Raw genomic sequence first — 20,089 nt, 5'->3', positions numbered from 1 at the left:
CTGCAGGGCGCTTTGTCGAGGGCGACCTCGGGATGCCTGATTCAACCGCGAGTTGTTCGCTTGGCGCGGTCCACTGTGGGAGCGGCCTTGTGTCGCGAAAGGGCTGCGCAGCAGCCCCTCGATTGCAGCTTCGCCACTGACATCGCCGGGGCCGCTCTGCGACCCTTTCGCGACGCAAGGCCGCTCCCACAAAAGCCGATGCAGGGCAGGATGTTCATGCAAGACAGGCCATGCGCTCAGAAACGCATATCCAGCGCCAGTTCGAAGGTACGCGGCGGCCCCATGTAGTACTGGCTGTTGTAGGCCTGCTTGGCATACACCTCATCGGTCAGGTTGCGTACCCGCCCGGTCAGCGTGGTGTGTTCATCCAGCCGGTAGCGGGCGAACGCACCGAACAGGGTGTAGGCCGGGGCCTTGAGGCTGTTGGCATTGTCGGCATACACCGAGCCCACGTAGCGCCCGTCCGCCCCCACCGACCACGCCGGGGTCAGGCTGTAGGTCAGCCACAGGTTGGCGACGTTGGCGGGTACGTTCACCGGTGCGTTGCCCTTGCGCGACACCGATACACCGTTGACTGCCTCGTTGAACTCGTCGTACTGCGCATCGACATAGGCATAGTTGGCCTCGGCCAGCAGCTTCGGCGTCACCTGCAGGCGCCCGGACAACTCGACACCACGCGAGGTCTGCTGCCCGGCCTGGACCGTGAGGTTGGCGTCGTTGGAGTCGCGCACGGCAAAGTCCTTGCGCACGATCTGGTACAGCGCCAGCGTGGCCGCACCGCGCCCGTCGAGAAAGTCGAACTTGCTGCCCACTTCCCACTGCTCGCCCTTCGACAGGTCGAACAGCCCGACGTTGGAATAGGTCGCTGCTGCCAGCGAGCCGGCCGGCAAGTCGGCAGAGGTACTGTACTGCGCATAGAGGCTGGCGGACGGGGTCAGCGCATAGGTCAGGCCGATACGCCCGGAAAGCGGCTCCCAGCGCCGTTCGAAGTACGCCGGCGAGGTTGGCGTTACCGCGCCATAGTTGGTCACTTGCATGTCCAGGTAGTCGTAGCGCAGGGCGGTCAGCAGGGCCAGGCGTTCGGTGAGTTGCAGGCGGTTTTCGGCAAACACCGCGCGGTTGGTCACCTCGTGGCGGCGTTGCTTGGTCAGGCCGGCATTCACCCCGGGGATGTCGTCGAAGCTGCCGGGGTCGAAGTGCTCGGCATCGACCACGTCGCTCCAGCTGCTCGAGGTAGGGTAGAGGGTCTGGCGCATGCGCGAATACTCCAGCCCCAGTGACCACTGGCTGGCCAGGCCGAACAGCTGGTTGTCGTGGCGCAGCTCGATGCGGTCGCCTAGCAGGTTCTGGTCGTGGCGCTGCAGGTAAGGGCTGCTGCGCTGTACCCTGCCATCGTTGGTGTAGCTGTAACGTTCGAGGTTGCGGTAATCGCGCTGGGCGTTGTAGTGGTACAGCGTGTTCTGCACGCTGGTGCTGTCGCTGAGCTGGTAGTCGAGGATCGAGCGTAGCCAGCGTACCCGCTGCTCATAGCGCCCGTCACCGACGTTGTAGTTTTCGAAACGGCGGCTGTTGTCGATCTTCATCGTGCTGCGCCCAGGCAGGATCGGCGAGCCCCAGTAAGGGCTGTCTTCGCGGTCTTCCTGGTATTCCAGGGCCAGGGTGTGGGTGAGGTTGGGCGTGAGGTCGCTCAGCAACGAGAAGGCCAGGCTGTCGGTGTGCCGTTCGTTGCGGTCGATGTAGCCGTTGCCATGCCCACGGCTGAAGTCCAGGCGCATGAAGTGGCGGGCATCGGCGGGGTTGCTGGCCAGTGCCTGGTTGATGCCGAACGCCACTTCGCTGTCGTCGAAGCTGCCGTAGCGGATGCGGCCGTCGATGGTCTGCTGATCGCGGCTGGCCAGCTTGGTGATGTAGTTGATCGAGCCGCCCACCGCGCCCGCACCATGCAGGAACGACGACGGCCCGCCAATCAGTTCGACGCGGTCGAGTACCCAGGCATCCACGGGCCGGGTGGCGCTGCTGTAGCCCAGGTTGATGCCGTTGTACAACTGGGTAACCTGGTTCTGGGTGAAGCCGCGATAGGCGACGAAGCCGCCAAAGCCGGGGTTGGCCGAGGCGTTGACGCCGGTCATGGCGTTGATCACGTCCTGGCTGTCCTTGGCGCCGCGCTCTTCGATCAGGCGGCGGTCCGAGACACTGACCGAGGCCGGCGTTTCCCGCGCGGTCAGGCCCAGGCGCGAGCCGGTGCGGATCGGCTCGTCCAGTTGCACGCCGCTGGCCGCGTCGCGTTCACCGTCGATGGTGGTGGCGCTCAGTTCCACCGGGGCAGCATCCGCCCAGGCAAGGTTGCAGGTGCCCATGAGGAGCACCAGGGAGGTATTGCGAAGCATGTTGATGTGTCTTCCACGCAAAGGTCATGGCTGACCGCGAGCGCGCACAGTCAGGCGCGCCCGGCTGAGGTCAGGCGAAATGAAGTACGGCTGCGGGGAAAGCGACGGGGGAGGCGCGGGGATTGAGGGCGGGGCGTTGATAGCGCGGCGGCGGCTGCGCCCAGCTGCGCACCACGTTGGGCGAGCTGGCCACGGCTTGCGCCGGGGTGAACGACCAGCCGCCGCTGCTGAGCGGTACGGCCAGGCCGAACGAGGAGCACACCGGGCAGTCGAGCTGTGCCATGTGCTGGTCGCCGCCGGCGCTATCCAGGTCGATGGCTACGCCGTGTTCGCTGTTGATCGAGCAGAAACCGCCTTCCAGGCCGGCCAGGCGCAGGCCACCCATCTGGCCATGGTGCAGGCCGCACAGAACCAGGCTGAACAGGACGCTGGCGTAGAGCGTCCAGGCGGTCAGCGTGCGGGTGTGCCGGGTGGTTTTCATGACGGCGAATCTACCATCCGGACGAACGGTCGGGTAGTGCTTCGGGATTGATATTTTGGGGCTGCCTTGCAGCCCATCGCGACACAAGGCCGTGCACAGCCTTCAATGGCGGCGCGGTCTTTGTGGGAGCGGCCTTGCGTCGCGAAAGGGGCGCAAAGCGCCCCCAGGGTTCTGTCAGGCCGCACGCTCCAGTACATCCAGCAAATCGACAAACTCCAGCGCCAGTTTGTGCCGCGGCGCCAGGTGCGCCAGTGGCACCGAGGCCTGGTGCGATTCACGCATCTTGATCGAACTGCTCAGGTACACCGGCAGCACCGGCATGCCTTCGCTGCGCAGTTGCTCGACCAGGGTCTGGTGCAGCGCGGTGCGCCCGGCGAACTGGTTGACCACCACGCCTTCCACCTGCAAGGCCGGGTTGTGGTCCTGGCGCAGTTCTTCGACCTCGGCCATGACGCAGTGCAGGGCCTGGCGCGAGAAGCTGTCGCAGTCGAACGGGATCAACAGCCGCTCGGCCGCCACCAGCGCACTGAAGGTATAGAAGTTGAGCGCTGGCGGGGTGTCGATGTAGATCCGCTCGTAGTCCTCGCCCAGTTCCACCAGCAGCTTGCGCAGCTTGTTGATCTTGAACTTGCTCTCCAGCTTGCCTTGCAGGTCGCCAAGGTCGGGGCTGGCGGTGATCAGATGCAGGTTGCGGTAGCGGGTTTCGGTGATCGCAACCCGGTGCTTCTTGCCGGCAGCGGTGACTGGCGACAAGGTCTGGCGGAAGAAATCGGCGATGCCGGAAGGAATGGCGTCATTGACCAGGCCGGTCAGGTAGTAGGTGGCATTGGCCTGCGGGTCCAGGTCTACCAGCAAGGTCCGGTAGCCTTCGGCGGCACTGGCGGCGGCAAGGTTGCAGGCGATGCTGGACTTTCCGACGCCACCTTTCTGATTGAAAACCACACGACGCATGAGACGCTCATCCATGAAGTGAAAAATGTCAGGCTGGGGTCAATCCTATGACTGGAACAAGACAGTTTTATGACAGGTAATGTTACAACCTGCCCATTCATCATTGTTTGTGCCGGCCCTTTCGCGGGTGAACCCGCTCCCACAGGTTATGCACCGACCTTGAGAGCAGTGGGGTACTTGTGGGAGCGGGCGTGCCCGCGAAAGGGCCGGACCAGGCAAGCAAAAGCGCTCAGGCAACCACTACCCGGTTGCGCCCCTCCTGCTTGGCCCGGTAAAGCGCCCGGTCAGCCTCGCTCAACGCATCCCCTGGTTCGCTCTCTGCCTCGCCATCCCAATGCGCCACTCCCAGCGACACCGTCACTGCCCCCACCGGTTCCACCGGCGTATCCTGCACCGTTACCCGCAGCCGCTCGGCCACCACTGCGGCAACGTCCAGGCTGGCCCCCGGCAGCAGCATCAGGAACTCCTCGCCGCCGGTGCGGCACAGCAAGTCACCCTCGCGGCAGCAGCGGCGCATCAGTTCCGCCAGCCGGCGCAGCACCTGGTCACCCACCTCGTGCCCGTAGCCGTCGTTTACCCGCTTGAAATGGTCGACATCCAGCACGATCGCCGCAAACGCCCGACCCTCGGCTTCCAGCAACGACAGGCTGAACTCCAGGCTACGACGGTTGCCCAGGCCGGTCAGCGGGTCGGTCTGGGCGTCACGGTTGAGCCGGCCGATGCGTTCATGCAGCAGGTTCAGCCCGAACAGCAGCGCGCGCTTCAGCTCGGCCGCCTCGAAGTACCAGGCCGGTACCCGATGCAGGCGCTCGGCAGTGCCGGCCCGGTCCATCGAGCGGGCGCCGGCGGCCAGCTGCCACAGCGGGCGGGCGATGGTCATGGCCAACCACCACAGCAGCACGCTGCCCACCAGCGCCAACGGCACGGAGGTGCCGACCACGTTGAGGATCAGGTGGCTCAGTGGCGTCACCGTCTGGGTCAGCGGCTGCTGCGCCACCACGCCCCAACCGGCGCTGGGCACGGTGGCGAACCCGGCGAGCATTTCCACGCCCAGGCTGTTGGACAATTGCCGGGTACCACTGCCCAGGGTCGCCAGCTGATCGATCAATGCGTTGCCTTCAACCACCGTACCCACGCGCTGGCTGTCGGGGTGGTACAGCAGGCGGCGGTTGCGGTCGACCACGTACAGGTAGGAACCGTCCTTGTAGAAATGCTCGCCCAGCAGGCTGTTGAGGATGTTGCGTTCACGTAGGTACAGGCTGCCGCCGACATACCCCAGGTAGCGGCCGTTGCTGTCGAAAATGGGTTGCGACAGCGCCACCACCAGATTGTTGGCCGCCGACATGTAGGGCGTCGACACCAGTGGGCGGCGCGCCTGCAGCGCCTCCTGGACACCGGGCGAGTGCATGTGGCTGCCGACCAGGTGCCGCAAGGGCGGGGGGGAAATCGCCAGCAGTACCCCGTCGGCATCGATCACGAACGTGGAGTTGAAAGCCATGCTCTGGCTGAGGACGCGCTCGGTCTCCGCCTGCAGGGCGACGGCGTCACCCAGCTGTCGGCCTTGCACGCCGGCGCTGAACGACAGCTGCTGCAAGGCGTTGCCGATAAAGGTCTCGGTGATGCTGGCCAGCTTCATCGCATACACCCGGTTGGCTTCCAGGGCATGGTCGATCAGCAGTTGGCGTTGCACCCGGTAACTGGCGAAATAGCTGGCGCACAGCATGACCACGGCGGTAAGGGCGCAAAGCACCAGAATGAGTGTGCGTAGATCCAGGCGCAGTCCGTGCTTGGCGTGTGGCAATCCTGACCTCGGGTGATCGAAAAACAGCTAGGAAATGGGCACAACCTTACGCTTTGTGGGCGCAGTGGGGAACCGCCTTAGGAGCCTGCGTCTTCCAGCGCGTCCAGCTCGTCTTCAACCTGTTGCATGCGCTGCTCGGCCAGGGCCTGCACCTTCGCGTCGCGGGCCGATTCGCGCATCAGGGCGGTGAGCTTCTCGCTCAGGCGCTTGCCTGCCTCGGTGTCTTCCAGGGCGCGGGCCTTGGCCGGGTCCTGGGTGGCCTCGACGATGGTGGCGAACTCGGCATCGCTGAAGTTCTTTTCGCTGTACAGGCGGAACAGGTCCTGGCGCTGGTCCTCGACCGTCAGGTGCTTGCGCAGCACGCCCTGGATCGTCGCCTGCGACAGCTGCGGGTGCGTGCGGCCGAGCAGCGCGGCCATGCGCTCGATATTGTGCGTGTAGGCATCCTGCAGCGGCAGTTGGGCCAGGATCTGTTCTTCGCGGGAGGGTTTCTGATCGCAGGCGGTGAGGGCTGCAGCCAGCAGCAGGGGTAACAGCAACTTCTGGAGGCGAGGCATGGTGTGGCCTGGTTGGGCAGTGAGTGCTGCCGATTATACGGCAGTTGTGGTTGCCTGATGGATTTTGGGGGCCGCTGTGCGGCCCATCGCGACACAAGGCCGCTCCTACAGGGAGCGCGCCTGGCCGGATTTTTGCGCGAATCCCCTGTAGGAGCGGCCTTGTGTCGCGATGGGCTGCAAAGCAGCCCCATTCAGACAACGCGAAACATCAGAACCCACCCCCCAACGGCCATTCCACCGCCAACCGTATCTGGTCCCCATCCAGCTCCGCCTGCGCCGTATTGCCCCGATGCACGTTATGCCGCAGCGAAAACGCGGTGCCCTTGGCCTTGCCGCTCTGCACCACATACCGTGCCTCGAGGTCGCGCTCCCAATGCTTGCCCCCCTTGCCATACCCCAGGTACGCGTAGCCGCCCGCAGGGTCGACATGGCTGCCGTCGATATCGAACCCGCGCACGTACAACGCCGTCAGGTTCAACCCCGGTACGCCGTAGGCGCCCATGTTCAGGTCATAGCGCGCCTGCCACGACTTCTCGTTCGGTGCGTTGAAGTCCGACATCTGCACCGCGTTGGCGATGAAGATCGCCCCTCGCGTCACGTAGTCGAACGGCGTGTTGCCGTCCACCTGCTGCCAGCCCAGGCTGAAACCATGCGGCCCGTGGTGGTAACGCGAGACCAGGCTCCAGGTGGTGTTGTCGATGCGCCCGGACAGCGCCTTGCCGATGTCGGTGGTGCGGTACAGGTTGAGGTCGAGGGTGAGGCTGCGGCGCTCATCAAGGGCATGGCTTAGGGTGCTGCCCAGGTAATGCTGGTTCCAGCTGTCCTCGTAGCGTGAGGTGTACAGGCTGCCGCTGAAGGCGGCGCCGGGGTTCCACACTACGCCGGCCAGGTCGAAGCTGTTGCCCTGGCGACCATTGGAGTAGTTCACCACGAAGCCCTGGTCATGGCTGGAAGCGTTGCGGTCGGCGCTTTCGTTGAAGTGCCCGGCAACCAGCCTGAGGTTGTCGAACTCGGTGCTGTCAAGGAAGAACCCGGATGCGGTCTCGGGCAGCAGGCGGCTGTCGGAGGAGCTGAACACCGGAGTCTTGACCCGTTGCTCACCGTAGGACAGCACGGTATCGGACATGCGCAGTTTCACTGCCGCGCCGGCACGGCTGTATTCGTTTTTCGGGTGCCCCTCGTTATCCACCCCCAGCAAGCGTGCCTTGCCCACGCGCCCGCCGCCGCTGTCGAGTTGCACACCCAGGTAGGCGTGGGCGTCGACCCCGACACCGATCAGCCCCTGGGTGAATCCGGACCGAAAGGTACCCATCAGGCCATAGGCCCATTCCTCGGCCTTGCCGCTGCGTTGATTGCGCGGCTTGTAGGCGTTGCGCCCGGCACTGTTGCGCCCGCCATGCTTGTAGTCGCGTTGGTCGAATACGCTGCGGTTGAGCAGGCTCCAGCGGCCATCTTCGATGAAGCCGTTGCTTTGCGACTGGGCGGAGTCGGCCAGCGCTGGGGGCGCGAGCAGGGCGCTGGCAAGCAGCAGGGCGACAGGGCGCGGCATGGGCAGAACTTCCTGTTCAGGGGGCGCGAAAACGCAGGATGTGCGCGCCGTCGAAGGGGTCGATAAGGTAATGGGCGTGCACGCCGAAGGTGTTCAGCAGGCGCTCGGGGGTGAGCACCTCGAGCGGTTTGCCCAATGCGACCAGGCGGCCCTTGTCGAGCACCGCGACGCGGTCGCAGGTGAGCGCCTGGTTGAGGTCGTGCAGGGCTACCAAGCTGGTCACCGGCAGTGCCTGCACCTGTTGCAACAGGCTCAGCTGGTGCTGGATATCCAGGTGGTTGGTCGGCTCGTCCAGCAGCAGCACCTGCGGCCGCTGTGCCAAGGCACGGGCGATGTGCACGCGCTGGCGCTCGCCACCGGACAGTGACCCCCACAGGCGTGCGCGCAGGTGCAGGGCGTCGAGGTCGGCCAGGGCCTGTTCGACGATCGCGCGATCTTCCCGGGAAAACGGCGCCAGCGCCGACAGCCAGGGTGTGCGGCCCAGGGCAACGGCGTCGAACACGCTGATCGCATCGAGGGTGTCGGCCTGCTGTTCGACCAGTGCCAGGGCCTGGGCGACACGGCGGCGGGGCAACCGTGCCAGCGGTTCGCCCTGCAACTGCACGCTGCCGCTGCCTGGCTTGCGCAGCCCGGCCAGTACCTTCAGCAGCGAGGATTTGCCCGAGCCGTTGGGGCCGACGATGCCCAGGGTTTCACCGGCGACAACGCTCAGCCCGATATCGCTGAGCACGGTGTTGCCGGCCAGTTGCAGCCCCAGGTCGTGGCAGCTCAAGGGGGCCATCCGTACCGCCGTCATGACCGTCATGGGTGCCCCCGGCGGCTGACCAGGATCAGCGCGAAGACCGGTGCGCCAAGCAGCGCGGTGACCACGCCAACGGGGACCACCTGGCCAGGGATCAAGGTGCGCGACAGGATGTCGGCGGCAATCAGGAACAGGGCCCCGCCCAGTGCGCTGGCTGGCAGCAGGCGGCTGTGCCCGGGGCCGAGCAGCAGGCGCAGGGCATGGGGGATCACCAGCCCGACAAAACCGATGGCGCCGACGATGGACACCATCACGGCGGTCACCAGTGCCGCGCAGCTGATCAGCAGCAACTGGGTACGCCGCACCGGGATGCCCAGCGACGCAGCCGAGTCGGCACCGAAGGTGAAGGCATCCAGGGCACGGCGATGCCACAGGCACACCAACAGCCCGAACAGTACAACTGGCACGGCCAGCCACACCGAAGGCCAACGTACGCCACTGAGGTTGCCCAGCAGCCAGAACAGGATGCCGCGCGCCTGCTCGGCAGTGGCCGACATGGTGATGAGGAAGGCGGTAAGGGCGTTGAACAGTTGCGAGCCGGCGATCCCGGCAAGGATCACCTGGGCGTTGTTGTTGCTAGGGCCAGCTGCCCGGGCCAGCACCAGTACCAGAGCGAACGCTGCCAGGGCGCCGATGAAGGCGCCGCCGGACATGCTCAGCGCCAGGCTGCCGAAGCCCAGCAGGCCGACCAGCACCGCACCGGTCGAGGCGCCTGCAGACAACCCCAGCAGGTAAGGCTCGGCCAACGGGTTGCGCAACAGTGCCTGCAGGATCACGCCGCAGGTGGCAAGGCCTGCACCGCAGGCCGCAGCGACCAGGGTGCGGGGCAGGCGGTAGTTCCAGACGATGCCGGCGTCGATCGGGTCGACCGGGTAGCCGGCCTGCCACAGGTGGTTGGCCAGCACCTGGCCGACCACGCCGGGCGCCAGGTTGGTTTCACCGATGGCAGTGCCGGCCAGCAGCGCGGCCAACAGGGCGGCCAGGGCAACGGCGATGCAGGGTAACAGGCGCATCATCATTGGGCCGCTTTGCCGCTGGCGAAGGCGGCGGCCAGCGTCTGCAGGCCGCTGAACAAGCGAATGCCTGCCTGCATGGCGTCGGCGTCGAGGATGACGATGCGATCGTGCTTCACCGCGTCCATGTTGCGCGTTACCGGGTCGCTACGCAGGAATGCCAGCTTCTTCTGGTAGTCATCGGCGGGGTAGCGGCGGCGGTCCATGCGGGCAATGATCAGCCAGGTGGGGTTGGCCTTGGCCAGGGTTTCCCAGCCTACGGTCGGCCATTCTTCGCTCGACTCGACCACGTTGCGCACGCCGAGGGTACGCAGCATGAAGTCGGCGACCCCCTGGCGGCCCGCCACGTAGGGGTCGATGTGCAGGTCGGCGCTGGAGAACCAGAACAGCGCCGAGGTGGCGGACAGGTCCTTGCCGGCCAACTGCGCCCTGGCACTGTCCAGGCGGCCTTCGAGCTCGGCATTCAGGGCGGTGCCACGGTCCTGCACGTCGAAGATTGCCGCCAGCTGGCTGATGCTCTTGTAGATGGTATCGACCTGGAACGCCTGCAGGCGGGTGCCATCGGCGCCTACCAGGTTGTCCTTGCCTTCGCAGTCTGACGGCAGCAGGTAGGTGGGGATGCCCAGTTCATCGAACTGCTCGCGGGTGCCGACCACGCCCTGGGCACCGACCATCCATTCGAACTGCACCGTCACCAGTTGCGGGCGCTTGCCCACTACCGCCTCGAAGCTGGGCTCGTTGTCGGCCAGGCGCGGCACCTTGGCGTTCTGCACCTGGTACTCGGGCAGCACGTTGTTGAACCACAGCGAGGTGGCAGCCAGTTTGTCGCCCAGCCCCAACGCATAGAGCATCTCGGTACTGGCCTGGCCAATGGTGACCGTGCGTTGCGGCGCCTGGGCGAAGGTTTGCGGCTTGCCGCAGTTGTCCAGCGTCAGCGGGTAGTGGGTGGCAGCAGCCTGGGCCAGGCCGGTGAGGCCCAGGCCGGCGAGCAGGGTGGCAAAACGGGGCAGCATGCTGGGCGATCTCCTATCGGACAGTTCGGGTGAGGAACGCACGGACAGGCATCGCCGAGCCCCCACTGGCGGCAGGGGCAACACTGATGGCCAATCCCGGACACCCCGCCGGTTGGTGAATGTAGGCCGGCAGGTCTCCTGACTGGTGCGTCATTGCCTGGCTCCGGCCTTCCCGGGTTCGTGGCCCAGTGGCATCGATGGAGCAGGCTCGGCACCTACAGTTGCGGGGGCAGTTCCGTTTGGCCCGAATCGGCGGGCCTGGGATTCCCTATTGTTTCCGTGGTGGAAACCGGCGGCCGGCATGGTAGACCATCGTGCCGCCGGGTGAAAACGCTTTTCAGAAGTACTTCAGCCAGGTGATGTCGCGCCGCCGCGCCTTCAGGCGGGCGAACCAGCGCACCGGCAGGTACAGCGAAACCGCCAGCAGCACTGCCGCGAGCCACACCGCGGCAATGCCGTCGAAGCCGAAGTAGTCACCCTGGTTGCGGCCGAACAGCGCCAGGCTGGCCAGGTACAGCAGCTTCAGCACATACAGGTGCAGCAGGTAGAAGAACATCGGTGCCGCGCCGAACACCGCCAGGGCACTGATCCAGCGGGCCTGGCCGGCACGTTCGAAGGCGCGCAGCAACAGCAGGCCACAGCCCAGGGTCAGTGCCAGGAACAGCAGCGACGGCGGGTACTTGGTGATGTTGAAGAAGCTCATCAGGGTTTGCGTGACGGCCGGGTAAGTGCTCCACGGCGCCTCACCGTAGCCGTTGACCAGGCGCAGCACGACAAAGCCCAGCAGCGCGATCAGCCCGGCCAGCAGCAGGCGATGCTGGCGTTGGCCGGCCCCGCTGCCACGGGCGAACCAGGGGCCCAGGCCGTAGCCCAGGGCGATGACACCGATCCACGGCAGCACCGGGTAGGAGGTGCGCAGGCGCAGGCTTTCGGAGAACTCCAGCCAGCCCCGGTCATGCAGGATTGCCCATGGCACATGCAGGGCGGATTCGGCGCCAAAGTGCAGGCCATCGAGCAGGTTGTGGCCGGCGATGATGATTGCGCCCAGGGCGATCAGGGCGGCACGTGGCAACCACACCAGCAGCGACAGGGCGATCATGCTCACGCCGATGGCCCAGATCACTTGCAGGTAGATGACGCTGGGTGGCAGCTGGAAGGTCCAGGCGAAGTTGACCAGGGTGAATTCCAGCGCCACCAGGAACAGCCCGCGCTTGAACAGGAACGCCGCGACATCGCTGCGGCCCTGGTGTTTCTCGCCGTATAGCCAGGCCGACAGGCCGGTCAGCATGACGAACACCGGCGCGCACAGGTGGGCCAGGGTGCGGCTGAAGAACAGCGACGGCTCGGTGGCGTCGATGGCCATCGGGTCGCTGACCTGGCGATGCAGGAAGAAGGTCTCACGGACGTGGTCCAGGAGCATGAACAGGATCACAAGGCCGCGCAGGGCATCGATGCTCTGCAGGCGCTGGGTGAGCAGGGTGGGGGTGGCGCTGGCGCTTGTCATGGGAGGTCGCTGATAGGAATGGATGTCAACTGAAACGTTATCTTATAACTAAATTATTCCGGAGAGGTAGATGTTTTTGTGCTGCCTGTGCCGGCCTCTTCGCGGGTAAACCCGCTCCCACAGGTACGTCACCGTATTCGAATTCTGTGATATCCCTGTGGGAGCGGGTTTACCCGCGAAGAGGCCGGTGCAGGCAGTTCTTATCAGAAGCTGTAATCCACCGTCGCAAAGTACGACCGTGGCATCCCCATCAGCCACTGCTGCCCACTGAACGCCGACTGCACATACGCACGGTCGAACAGGTTGTTCAACTGCAACCCCAGCCGCACGTCCGGCAACACCTGCCAGCCGATGTTGGCATCGACCACGGTGTAGCCGGGGGCGCCCTGGGTGTTGGCGGTGTTGGCATAGCGCTCATCCACATAACGCGCGCCAAGGCCGGCCTCCAGCCACTGGCCGAAGCCTTTGCTGAGCCACAGGTTGGCGGTACGCCGCGGCACATTTGCCGGGCGATTGCCCGCACGATCCTGCGCCACGCCGCCGACCATTTCGTCGAAGTCGTCATACCTCGCGCGCACGATCGCCGCGTTGGCCGATACCTGCCACTGGTGCGCCAGCGCCAGTTCCAGGGTTGCCTCCAGGCCGTCGGAGGTCTGCTGGCCAGCCTGTTGCTTCTCGTGGGTGAGCGGGTCATCCACCAGCAGCTTCTTCTTGACGATGTGGTAGGCCGCCAATGTCCATTCGCCACGCCCCTCCCAGAAGCGCTGCTTGAGGCCCACCTCGGTCTGCCTGGCCTCGGTCAGGTCGTAGTGCATCTGGTTGGCGCTGAGGCTGATGAGGTTGTCGACCCCGTCCTCGCTGGTGGAGTACTGGCCATACAGCGACAGGTCGTCGCTGACCGCAAACACCAGCCCGGCGCGCCAGTTGCCGCCTTGCAGGCTACGGTCGCTGCGGCTGTCGGTGGTCCGTTTCTCCTGGACGATGTGGTTCTGGTCGCGACGCACACCAGTGACCAGTGACAGGCGATCGCTCAACTGCAGGCGGTTTTCGGCGAACAGGGCAAAGGTGTGGGTGCTGGACAGCGTTTGCGGGCGCAGTGGCGAGGCGCTGTGGAACCAACCTGGTTGCGGCTGCCACGGGTCGATATAGTCACCGCCCACATCGTTGTAGGGCGCATTGCTGTCGACGTTGAAGCGGACCTTGTTGTACTCGGCGCCGACCACGGTCTTGCTGGCCAGGCCGAACAATGTATGGTCGAGGGTGAAGGCCTGGCGATCGCCGAACTGTTCCTGGTTGTGCTTGATCTGCAGGTAGCTGCCACGCAGCAGTTGCTGGCGGCCTGCATCCCAGCTGTAGTCCTCGGCATTGCGCCAGTGACGGCGGCTCTTGATGTAGTACAGCTGGTTGCTGGCGCTGAGGTGGTCGTTCACCGTCCAGTCGGTGTTCAGGCGGGTCCATTCATCGACGTAATGCTGCACGTCATCCTGCACGTTGTAGTTCTTGTTGCGCAGGCTGCTGCGGTAGCGGCCGTCGATCAGCGGGGTGCCGTAATAGTTGGCAGGCTCCGCATCGCCACGGTCGTGGGCGAGGGTGAAGCTGAGGTCGTCGCTGGCATCGAAGCGCAGCGCGGCGCTCAACGCCAGGCTGCGCGATGGGGTGCGGTCGACCCAACCGTTACCGGCTTGCTGGTTCAGGGCCAGGCGGTAGCTCAGGCGCTCGCCAAGGCTGCCGCCGCTGTCCAGGCCGAGCTGCTGGCGGTCCCACGAACCGTAGCCCAGGCGCAGGTGGTTGCGTATCTCGCCGGCAAACGGCTTTTTCGGGATCACGTTGACCACCGCACCGGTGGCCCCTTCGCCATACAGCACCGAGGCCGGGCCGCGAATCACATCGATGCGCTCGACCATCCACGGGTCGACCGGGAACGTCTGGGTGCCGGCACCGGTGTAAAGGCGTGCGCCGTCGAACAAGGTCATCACCGAGTTGTGCCCGGTAAAGCCGCGGGCGGACAGGCCCGTGCCGCCGTCGCCCGGGGAGCCTATGTAGCTGATGCCCGGTGAGCGGGTCACCGCGTCCTGCACGGTGAGGTTGTTGCGCAGCTGGATCTGCTCGGCGCTGATGCTGCTGGTGCTGGCCGGTGTCTCCAGGGCGCTCAGGCCCAGGCGCGAGCCAGCCTGGGTCGGGGTGGCCAGGTCGATGGCGTGGCTGACGGGTGTGTCGGTGATGGCCGTTGAGGGCAGGGCCAATGGTTGTCTGTCGAGGCCATCGGCCAGGGCCGGCAGGGAAACGGCCAGGCAGGCCGCCAAGGGGTGAAGCTTGAAGATACGGGACATGTCGTTCCACTACTGCAGGAATGAATGGATCCCGGTGGAAAACACGCAAAGGCACACCGTGCACGCAGACGCGCGCACCGATACCGGCCTGCGCCCGCCCACCGCGGGTTGCCAAGTGAAGCTCCAGGCCGGTCTCCGGGCTTGCGAGGGGCATGAAACCTTCACCTTCCCATGCAGGTGCACAGTGGTATCTCGAAGGGTTCGCTCGCTTACCGTTGCGGGGGCAGCGCCGGACTTGTCGTGGGGTAACACGACGCACCGGCTTCCCGTTTCACCCTACGCGCGGCGGCGCAGGGCACCTGAAACTGGCAGGCATATGACCATTGAAACGCGGGGGCGTCAAATCTGCCCTCTACCAATGAAACAACTCCCGTCGCGCCCCCTCGGTAATCGCCACGATCCCCGGGTGCTTGACCTTGCGCTCAACCGAAATGGCATAGAACGACTCGTGCACCGCCTCGGTCTGCCCGATCAGCTCCACACCGTACTGGCGGCACACTTCCTCGGCGATCACGCTGGGCGCGACGAAGATGCCGCTGCCCGACTGCCCGAATGCCTGCATCAAGGCACTGTCATCGAACTCGCCCACGATCCGTGGCTGCACCTGCTGTTCACCCAGCCAGCGCAGCAGGCGGCTGCGTACCACGGTTTCCTGCCCGGGGATAAGCAATGGCGCATCCTGCAGGCAGGCGGGGAAGGGGCCTTCCAGGCGTTGTGCAAGCGCCGGGGTAGCGAAGAAGCTCAACCCGCATTCGCCCAGTTTCTGGCTATAACCTTTGATGTCCAGGTGGCTGGGCATGGGGCTGTCGGAAATCACCAGGTCCAGGCGCTGGATCGCCAGGTCGGCCAGCAGCCGTTCGAGCTTGTCTTCGCGGCAGTTGATGCGCAGCACCTCGTCCAGTTCCATGGTCGGTGCCAGCAGGCGGTAGACGATGGACTTGGGCACCACGTCCGCCACACCCACGCGGAACAGGATCTGCTCCTGCGGGCCGGCCCGCAGCATGGCCTCCAGCTCGCTACCCAGCTGGAACATCTGCTCGGCATAGACCAGCGTCTGGCGCCCTGTTTCGGTCAGTTCCAGCTGGCGCCCCACGCGCTGGAACAACTCCAGGCCGTAGGTCTGTTCGAACAGGCTGATCTGCCCGCTGATGGTTTGCGGGGTGAGGTTCAACTGTTCGCTGGCGCGGGCGATGCTGCCGGTCTTGGCCACGGCCCAGAAGTAGTGCAACTGCCGATAATTGAGCATCGGTATGTTTCCGGATTCGTAAAACCCGAAGTATAACCGCTGAAAAAACGAATTTTCCTGATGTATTGCGCTCTTTAGAATGCGGCTCCATCAGGCGCCGTGCGCGCCGCCGGAATATGAAAGCGAGGAACCCATGCTGCAACTCAAATCCATCGGCACGCCGCTGGTGCTGGCCTTGGCCCTGTTCACCCTGGCCGGTTGCGAGCAGGCCGAGAAATCCGCCCAGCAGATGCTCGACCAGGCCGCACAGTCGGCCAAGCAGGCCATCGACGACACCAACAAGGCTGCACAGCAGGCGTTGAGCGAGGCCATCGGCAACGAAGGGCACAAGCCCAAGGACGCCGACAAGAAAGAAGACACCCAGGAAATCTGACCCCCAACCGCTGCTGCAGGATTTGAACAATGGAATATTTGCTGGAACTCGTCGCTAGCCCTACCGCCTGGGTTGCCTTGGCTACCCTGGTGGCCATGGAAGTCGTGCTGGGCATCGACAACCTGATCTTCATCTCCATCCTGACCAACAAGCTGCCGGTTGAGTATCGCTCCAAGGCGCGCCGTATCGGTATCAGCATGGCCTTAGTCATGCGCCTGGCCTTGCTCAGCACGGTGGCCTGGATCGTCCAGCTGACCGACCCGGTGTTCGAGGTGTTCGGCAATGCCTTCTCCTGGAAGGACGTGATCCTGATTGCCGGTGGCCTGTTCCTGCTGTGGAAGGCGACCAAGGAAATCCACGAGAACGTCGACCCGCACGGTGCCAAGGAAGAAGCCAAGGTATCGTCGACGGTTACCTTGGGCTTTGCTGCGGCGATCTTCCAGATCCTGTTGCTGGACATCGTGTTCTCGGTTGACAGCATCATCACCGCCGTGGGCATGACCGAGCACCTGCCGATCATGATCATCGCCGTTATCACTGCCGTGATCGTCATGATGGTGGCCGCCGACCCGTTGGCCAACTTCATCAACGACAACCCGACCGTGGTGATGCTGGCCCTGGGCTTCCTGATCATGATCGGCATGACGCTGATCGCCGAAGGTTTTGGCGCCCATGTACCGAAGGGTTATGTGTACGCAGCCATGGCCTTCTCGACGGCGATCGAGATCCTCAATATCCTTGCCCGTCGGGCGCGGTTGAAGCGTGAGGCGGCAGAAGGTTGATGTGAAAAGAGCGGGGCGCTTGCGCCCCGTTCGCGGGTGAACCCGCTCCCACAGGTAACTCACCGCTTCTGAAAACAGTGGAGGATCTTGTGGGAGCGGGTTCACCCGCGAATGGGCCTCGAAACTTCTGAAGTCAGTGCACCCCGGCATGCCGCCGCGCCCGGCGCACCGGCTGTGGCTTGGCGGTGGTCTGCTGTGGCAGGTGGTGGGAATGACGCCGCACGATACGCAGTACACCCCACAGCATGGCGGCTGCAACGCTCAGCCACATGCCCACCAGCATGAGGATTGCCATGGTCAGGCTCATTTGTGCCTCCATCTCTATGGGCCGCGTTCGGTCGCCGACGCTGGCCTTCCAGACACTGCTTTAGTCTAGCCCTTCGCCTGTGACGTTCCATTGACCAAAGGTCTATCGCTTGGTCCGATTTGGCACTAGCCGGTGTCGGACTATACCCGCGCCGCTGTCCGACCTATGATCGTTGGCCAGAGCCGGGCGCTGCCTGCCTGGCGTTGAAGCAAGCGAGTGTCCATGCAGCAACATTCCTTCAAGACCATCCCTCGTCGGCTGCTGGCTGCCTGCCTGGTAGCGGCCAGCCTGGCCGGTTGTGCCGGCGCACCTTCCGCCAACCTCAAGGGCCTGCCGCAGCGGGTCGAGATCAGCAGCGTGCCGTTCTACCGTGGCAACGCCAACCACAGCGGGGCCATGGCATTGGCGGCGGTGCTGTCGCAACAGGGGGCTCCGATCACGCCGGGGCTGCTGGACAAGCCGCTGAACCTGCCACAGGGCGCCGAGGCGCTGGACACGGGCATCCCCCGGGTAGCGCGCGACTACGGCATGGTGGTGTATCCGCTGGACAAGCAACTGGACGCGCTGTTGACCCAGGTGGCGGCGGGCAACCCAGTGCTGCTGCGTTACGAGGATGGTTCGGCCTGGTGGAGCGAGCCACGCTATGCCGTGCTGATCGGCTACGACCGCTACAAGCAGCGGGTGCTGTTGCGCTCAGGCATGCACCGGCGGCAGCTGATGGCGTTCGATGACTTTGCCTCGGCGTGGGCGAAGCTTGGGAGTTGGGCGGTGCTGGTGCAGCCACCGCGGCAACTGCCGGCCCAGGTGGACCGCCAGCGCTGGTTGCAGGCTGCGGATGAACTGGCCCGGGCGGGGCAGGAGATTGCGGCCAGGCAGGCTGTGAGTAGCCTGAACAAGTAGCTTTGCCTGTTCAGGCCCTATCGCGGGTGAACCCGCTCCCACAGGGACCCCGCTGCCCTCAAGTCCAGTGATATCCCTGTGGGAGCGGGTTCACCCGCGAAGAGGCCAGGCCTGCCTACATCAGAAGCCCAGGCGATCACGCAGGCTGTAGTACCAGGCGCCAAGGGCGCTGAACGGTACGCGCAGCATCTGGCCACCCGGGAACGGGTAGTGCGGCAGGCCGGCAAAGGCGTCGAAACGCTCGGCCTGGCCACGCATGGCCTCGGCCAGCACCTTGCCCGCCAGGTGGGTGTAGGTCACGCCGTGACCCGAGCAGCCCTGGGAGTAGTAGATGTTGTCGCCGATACGGCCAACCTGTGGCAGACGCGACAATGTCAGCAGGAAGTTGCCGGTCCAGGCGTAGTCGATCTTCACGTTCTTCAGCTGCGGGAAAGCCTTGAGCATCTTCGGACGGATGATCGCCTCGATGTTGGCCGGGTCACGCGCGCCGTACACCACGCCGCCACCGAAGATCAGGCGCTTGTCGCTGGTCAGGCGGTAGTAGTCGAGCAGGTAGTTGCAGTCCTCGACGCAGTAGTCCTGCGGCAACAGGGTGCGCGCCAGTTCGTCGCCCAGCGGCTCGGTGGTGATCACCTGGGTGCCGCATGGCATGGACTTGCTGGCCAGCTCCGGCACCAGGTTGCCCAGGTAGGCGTTGCCGGCAACGATGATGAACTTGGCGCGGACCTTGCCCTGCGGGGTATGCACCACTGGGTTGGCGCCACGCTCGATGCGTACGGCCGGGGTTTGCTCATAGATGATGCCGCCCAGCGACTCGACCGCAGCGGCTTCGCCCAAGGCCAGATTCAGCGGGTGAATGTGGCCGCCGCTCATGTCCAGCATGCCGCCCACATAGTTGTCGCAGGCGACCACTTCGCGGATGCGCTTCTGGTCCATCAGCTCCAGCTGGTTGTGGCCGAAGCGTTCCCACAGGCGCTTTTGCGACTCCAGGTGGCCCATCTGCTTGCTGGTAAGGGCAGCGAACACGCCACCGTCCTTCAGGTCGCACTGGATGTTGTACTTGGCCACGCGCTCACGAATGATGCGCCCGCCTTCGAAGGCCATGTGGCCCAGCAGCTGGGCCTGCTTGGGGCCGACGGTGCGTTCGATGACGTCGATATCGCGGCTGTAGCTGTTGACGATCTGGCCACCGTTGCGGCCCGATGCGCCGAAGCCGACCTTGGCCGCTTCGACGATGCTCACCTTGAAGCCGTTCTCCAGCAGGAACAGGGCGCTGGACAGGCCGGTGTAACCGGCGCCGATGATGCACACATCGGTTTCCACCTCACCCTGCAGCGCCGGACGTGGCGGCACCGGGTTGGCCGAGGCGGCGTAGTAGGACTGGGGGTAGGGGGTGTTAGCCATGCTGCAGGAACCTCGTGTTTTATATTTTTAACGAATGTACCGATGCTATCAATAATAATAAACACCCGCTAGTCGTCCGGTGAAAATCCTTTACTCGGTCCTGCCAGCGCGCCTTTCTATAAAGAGTTTAAGATTCAGTAGGTTAGCGCGAAAAAAAGTGTTGACACGGTTTTTGGAATGCGTAGAATGCGCACCACACGACAGGCACATAGCTCAGTTGGTTAGAGCACCACCTTGACATGGTGGGGGTCGTTGGTTCGAGTCCAATTGTGCCTACCAAATCGAAGAAGGGGTGATCCGCAAGGGTCATCCCTTTTTTCATTGGCCGATTTTGTAGGTAGTCGTTGAGTTGTAGGAGCAGCCTTGTGCTGCGAAGAGGCCAGTCCTGCAGCCGGTACTGAGTCGCCCATGCTGGCCCTTTCGCAGCACGAGGCTGCCCCTACAAGAAGCGCGATCCGCTCGGATTCGAAAGTTTTTGATTTTTCTGAAAAAAACGCTTTACAGCTACGCTTTCGATCACTAATATGCGCCCCACACGACAGGCACATAGCTCAGTTGGTTAGAGCACCACCTTGACATGGTGGGGGTCGTTGGTTCGAGTCCAATTGTGCCTACCAAATAGAAGTCCCGGTTTCCGGGCATCAAAAGGGCGACCCCAAGGGGTCGCCCTTTTGTTTTTGTTGTGCCCG

At 64.4% G+C, this 20,089-nt stretch carries 17 protein-coding genes, 2 tRNA genes and 2 riboswitches; of the genes, 5 read left to right on the top strand and 14 right to left on the bottom strand.

What is annotated here, in order from left to right:
* Positions 1–236 precede the first annotated feature (236 nt).
* The 12 genes from JV551A3_RS19640 to nhaR all read right to left on the bottom strand — a co-directional run bounded on the left by JV551A3_RS19640 (position 237) and on the right by nhaR (position 15,634).
* Positions 237–2,387 carry a TonB-dependent receptor gene (locus JV551A3_RS19640; RefSeq protein ID WP_133971138.1) on the bottom strand — a complete coding sequence of 717 codons (2,151 nt, stop codon included), beginning with the start codon at positions 2,385–2,387 and terminating at the stop codon, positions 237–239.
* 70 nt (positions 2,388–2,457) lie between these two features.
* A complete protein-coding gene (locus JV551A3_RS19635; protein ID WP_133971140.1) occupies positions 2,458–2,868 on the bottom strand; it encodes a DUF2946 family protein in 411 nt (136 codons plus the stop codon).
* A gap of 174 nt (positions 2,869–3,042) precedes the next feature.
* Positions 3,043–3,819 (bottom strand): ParA family protein, encoded by a 777-nt coding sequence (locus JV551A3_RS19630; protein WP_133971142.1) that lies wholly within the window; start codon positions 3,817–3,819, stop codon positions 3,043–3,045.
* Between the two features lie 229 nt (positions 3,820–4,048).
* Positions 4,049–5,620, bottom strand: a complete 1,572-nt coding sequence (locus tag JV551A3_RS19625) for a sensor domain-containing diguanylate cyclase (protein ID WP_133971144.1) — start codon at positions 5,618–5,620, stop codon at positions 4,049–4,051.
* A 77-nt stretch (positions 5,621–5,697) separates the two neighbouring features.
* Positions 5,698–6,177 carry a hypothetical protein gene (locus tag JV551A3_RS19620; RefSeq protein ID WP_112252401.1) on the bottom strand — a complete coding sequence of 160 codons (480 nt, stop codon included), beginning with the start codon at positions 6,175–6,177 and terminating at the stop codon, positions 5,698–5,700.
* 208 nt (positions 6,178–6,385) lie between these two features.
* Positions 6,386–7,726 carry an OprD family porin gene (locus tag JV551A3_RS19615; RefSeq protein ID WP_133971146.1) on the bottom strand — a complete coding sequence of 447 codons (1,341 nt, stop codon included), beginning with the start codon at positions 7,724–7,726 and terminating at the stop codon, positions 6,386–6,388.
* Positions 7,727–7,742: 16 nt separating this feature from the next.
* A complete protein-coding gene (locus JV551A3_RS19610; RefSeq protein ID WP_133971148.1) occupies positions 7,743–8,531 on the bottom strand; it encodes an ABC transporter ATP-binding protein in 789 nt (262 codons plus the stop codon).
* Positions 8,528–9,544 (bottom strand): FecCD family ABC transporter permease, encoded by a 1,017-nt coding sequence (locus JV551A3_RS19605; RefSeq protein ID WP_133971150.1) that lies wholly within the window; start codon positions 9,542–9,544, stop codon positions 8,528–8,530. The genes JV551A3_RS19610 and JV551A3_RS19605 overlap by 4 nt, the downstream gene beginning before the upstream one ends.
* Complete coding sequence (locus JV551A3_RS19600) at positions 9,544–10,554, bottom strand: ABC transporter substrate-binding protein (RefSeq protein WP_133971152.1); 1,011 nt, start codon at positions 10,552–10,554, stop codon at positions 9,544–9,546. The genes JV551A3_RS19605 and JV551A3_RS19600 overlap by 1 nt, the downstream gene beginning before the upstream one ends.
* A 111-nt stretch (positions 10,555–10,665) precedes the next feature.
* Positions 10,666–10,863: riboswitch (cobalamin riboswitch) on the bottom strand.
* A 28-nt stretch (positions 10,864–10,891) separates the two neighbouring features.
* Entirely contained in the window at positions 10,892–12,058 is a 1,167-nt protein-coding gene (locus JV551A3_RS19595) for a DUF1624 domain-containing protein (RefSeq protein ID WP_133971154.1), read from the bottom strand.
* 203 nt (positions 12,059–12,261) lie between these two features.
* The gene (locus JV551A3_RS19590) at positions 12,262–14,388 is read right to left on the bottom strand and encodes a TonB-dependent receptor (RefSeq protein ID WP_133971156.1); all 2,127 of its coding nucleotides are present in this window, start codon (positions 14,386–14,388) and stop codon (positions 12,262–12,264) included.
* Between the two features lie 109 nt (positions 14,389–14,497).
* A riboswitch (cobalamin riboswitch) is annotated at positions 14,498–14,706 on the bottom strand.
* 34 nt (positions 14,707–14,740) lie between these two features.
* Positions 14,741–15,634, bottom strand: a complete 894-nt coding sequence (gene nhaR, locus JV551A3_RS19585) for a transcriptional activator NhaR (RefSeq protein ID WP_133971158.1) — start codon at positions 15,632–15,634, stop codon at positions 14,741–14,743.
* Between the two features lie 133 nt (positions 15,635–15,767).
* On the opposite strand from nhaR, the gene JV551A3_RS19580 reads away from it, so the two are divergent.
* Positions 15,768–16,007, top strand: coding sequence for a hypothetical protein (locus JV551A3_RS19580; protein ID WP_112252409.1), 240 nt, complete (start codon positions 15,768–15,770; stop codon positions 16,005–16,007).
* A 29-nt stretch (positions 16,008–16,036) separates the two neighbouring features.
* Positions 16,037–16,789: a TerC family protein gene (locus JV551A3_RS19575; RefSeq protein ID WP_003260907.1), complete on the top strand. Its 753-nt coding sequence runs from the start codon at positions 16,037–16,039 to the stop codon at positions 16,787–16,789.
* Between the two features lie 133 nt (positions 16,790–16,922).
* On the opposite strand, the gene JV551A3_RS30725 is transcribed toward JV551A3_RS19575, so the two are convergent.
* Positions 16,923–17,096, bottom strand: a complete 174-nt coding sequence (locus tag JV551A3_RS30725) for a hypothetical protein (protein ID WP_166674237.1) — start codon at positions 17,094–17,096, stop codon at positions 16,923–16,925.
* A 222-nt stretch (positions 17,097–17,318) separates the two neighbouring features.
* Here JV551A3_RS30725 and JV551A3_RS19565 point away from each other — a divergent pair, with 222 nt between their 5' ends.
* Positions 17,319–17,996 carry a peptidase C39 family protein gene (locus tag JV551A3_RS19565; protein ID WP_133971160.1) on the top strand — a complete coding sequence of 226 codons (678 nt, stop codon included), beginning with the start codon at positions 17,319–17,321 and terminating at the stop codon, positions 17,994–17,996.
* Positions 17,997–18,116: 120 nt separating this feature from the next.
* Here JV551A3_RS19565 and JV551A3_RS19560 read toward each other — a convergent pair whose 3' ends face one another.
* Positions 18,117–19,400, bottom strand: coding sequence for an NAD(P)/FAD-dependent oxidoreductase (locus JV551A3_RS19560; RefSeq protein WP_112252412.1), 1,284 nt, complete (start codon positions 19,398–19,400; stop codon positions 18,117–18,119).
* A gap of 202 nt (positions 19,401–19,602) precedes the next feature.
* Here JV551A3_RS19560 and JV551A3_RS19555 point away from each other — a divergent pair.
* Both JV551A3_RS19555 and JV551A3_RS19550 read left to right on the top strand, forming a co-directional pair.
* Positions 19,603–19,679, top strand: a tRNA-Val gene (locus JV551A3_RS19555).
* Positions 19,680–19,940: 261 nt separating this feature from the next.
* A tRNA-Val gene (locus tag JV551A3_RS19550) sits at positions 19,941–20,017 on the top strand.
* The last annotated feature ends 72 nt before the right edge of the window (positions 20,018–20,089 follow it).

It is taken from the genome of Pseudomonas inefficax, from assembly GCF_900277125.1.
In the GTDB taxonomy this organism is placed as follows: Bacteria; Pseudomonadota; Gammaproteobacteria; order Pseudomonadales; family Pseudomonadaceae; genus Aquipseudomonas; species Aquipseudomonas inefficax.
This window is presented reverse-complemented; position numbering and strand designations above follow the sequence as displayed.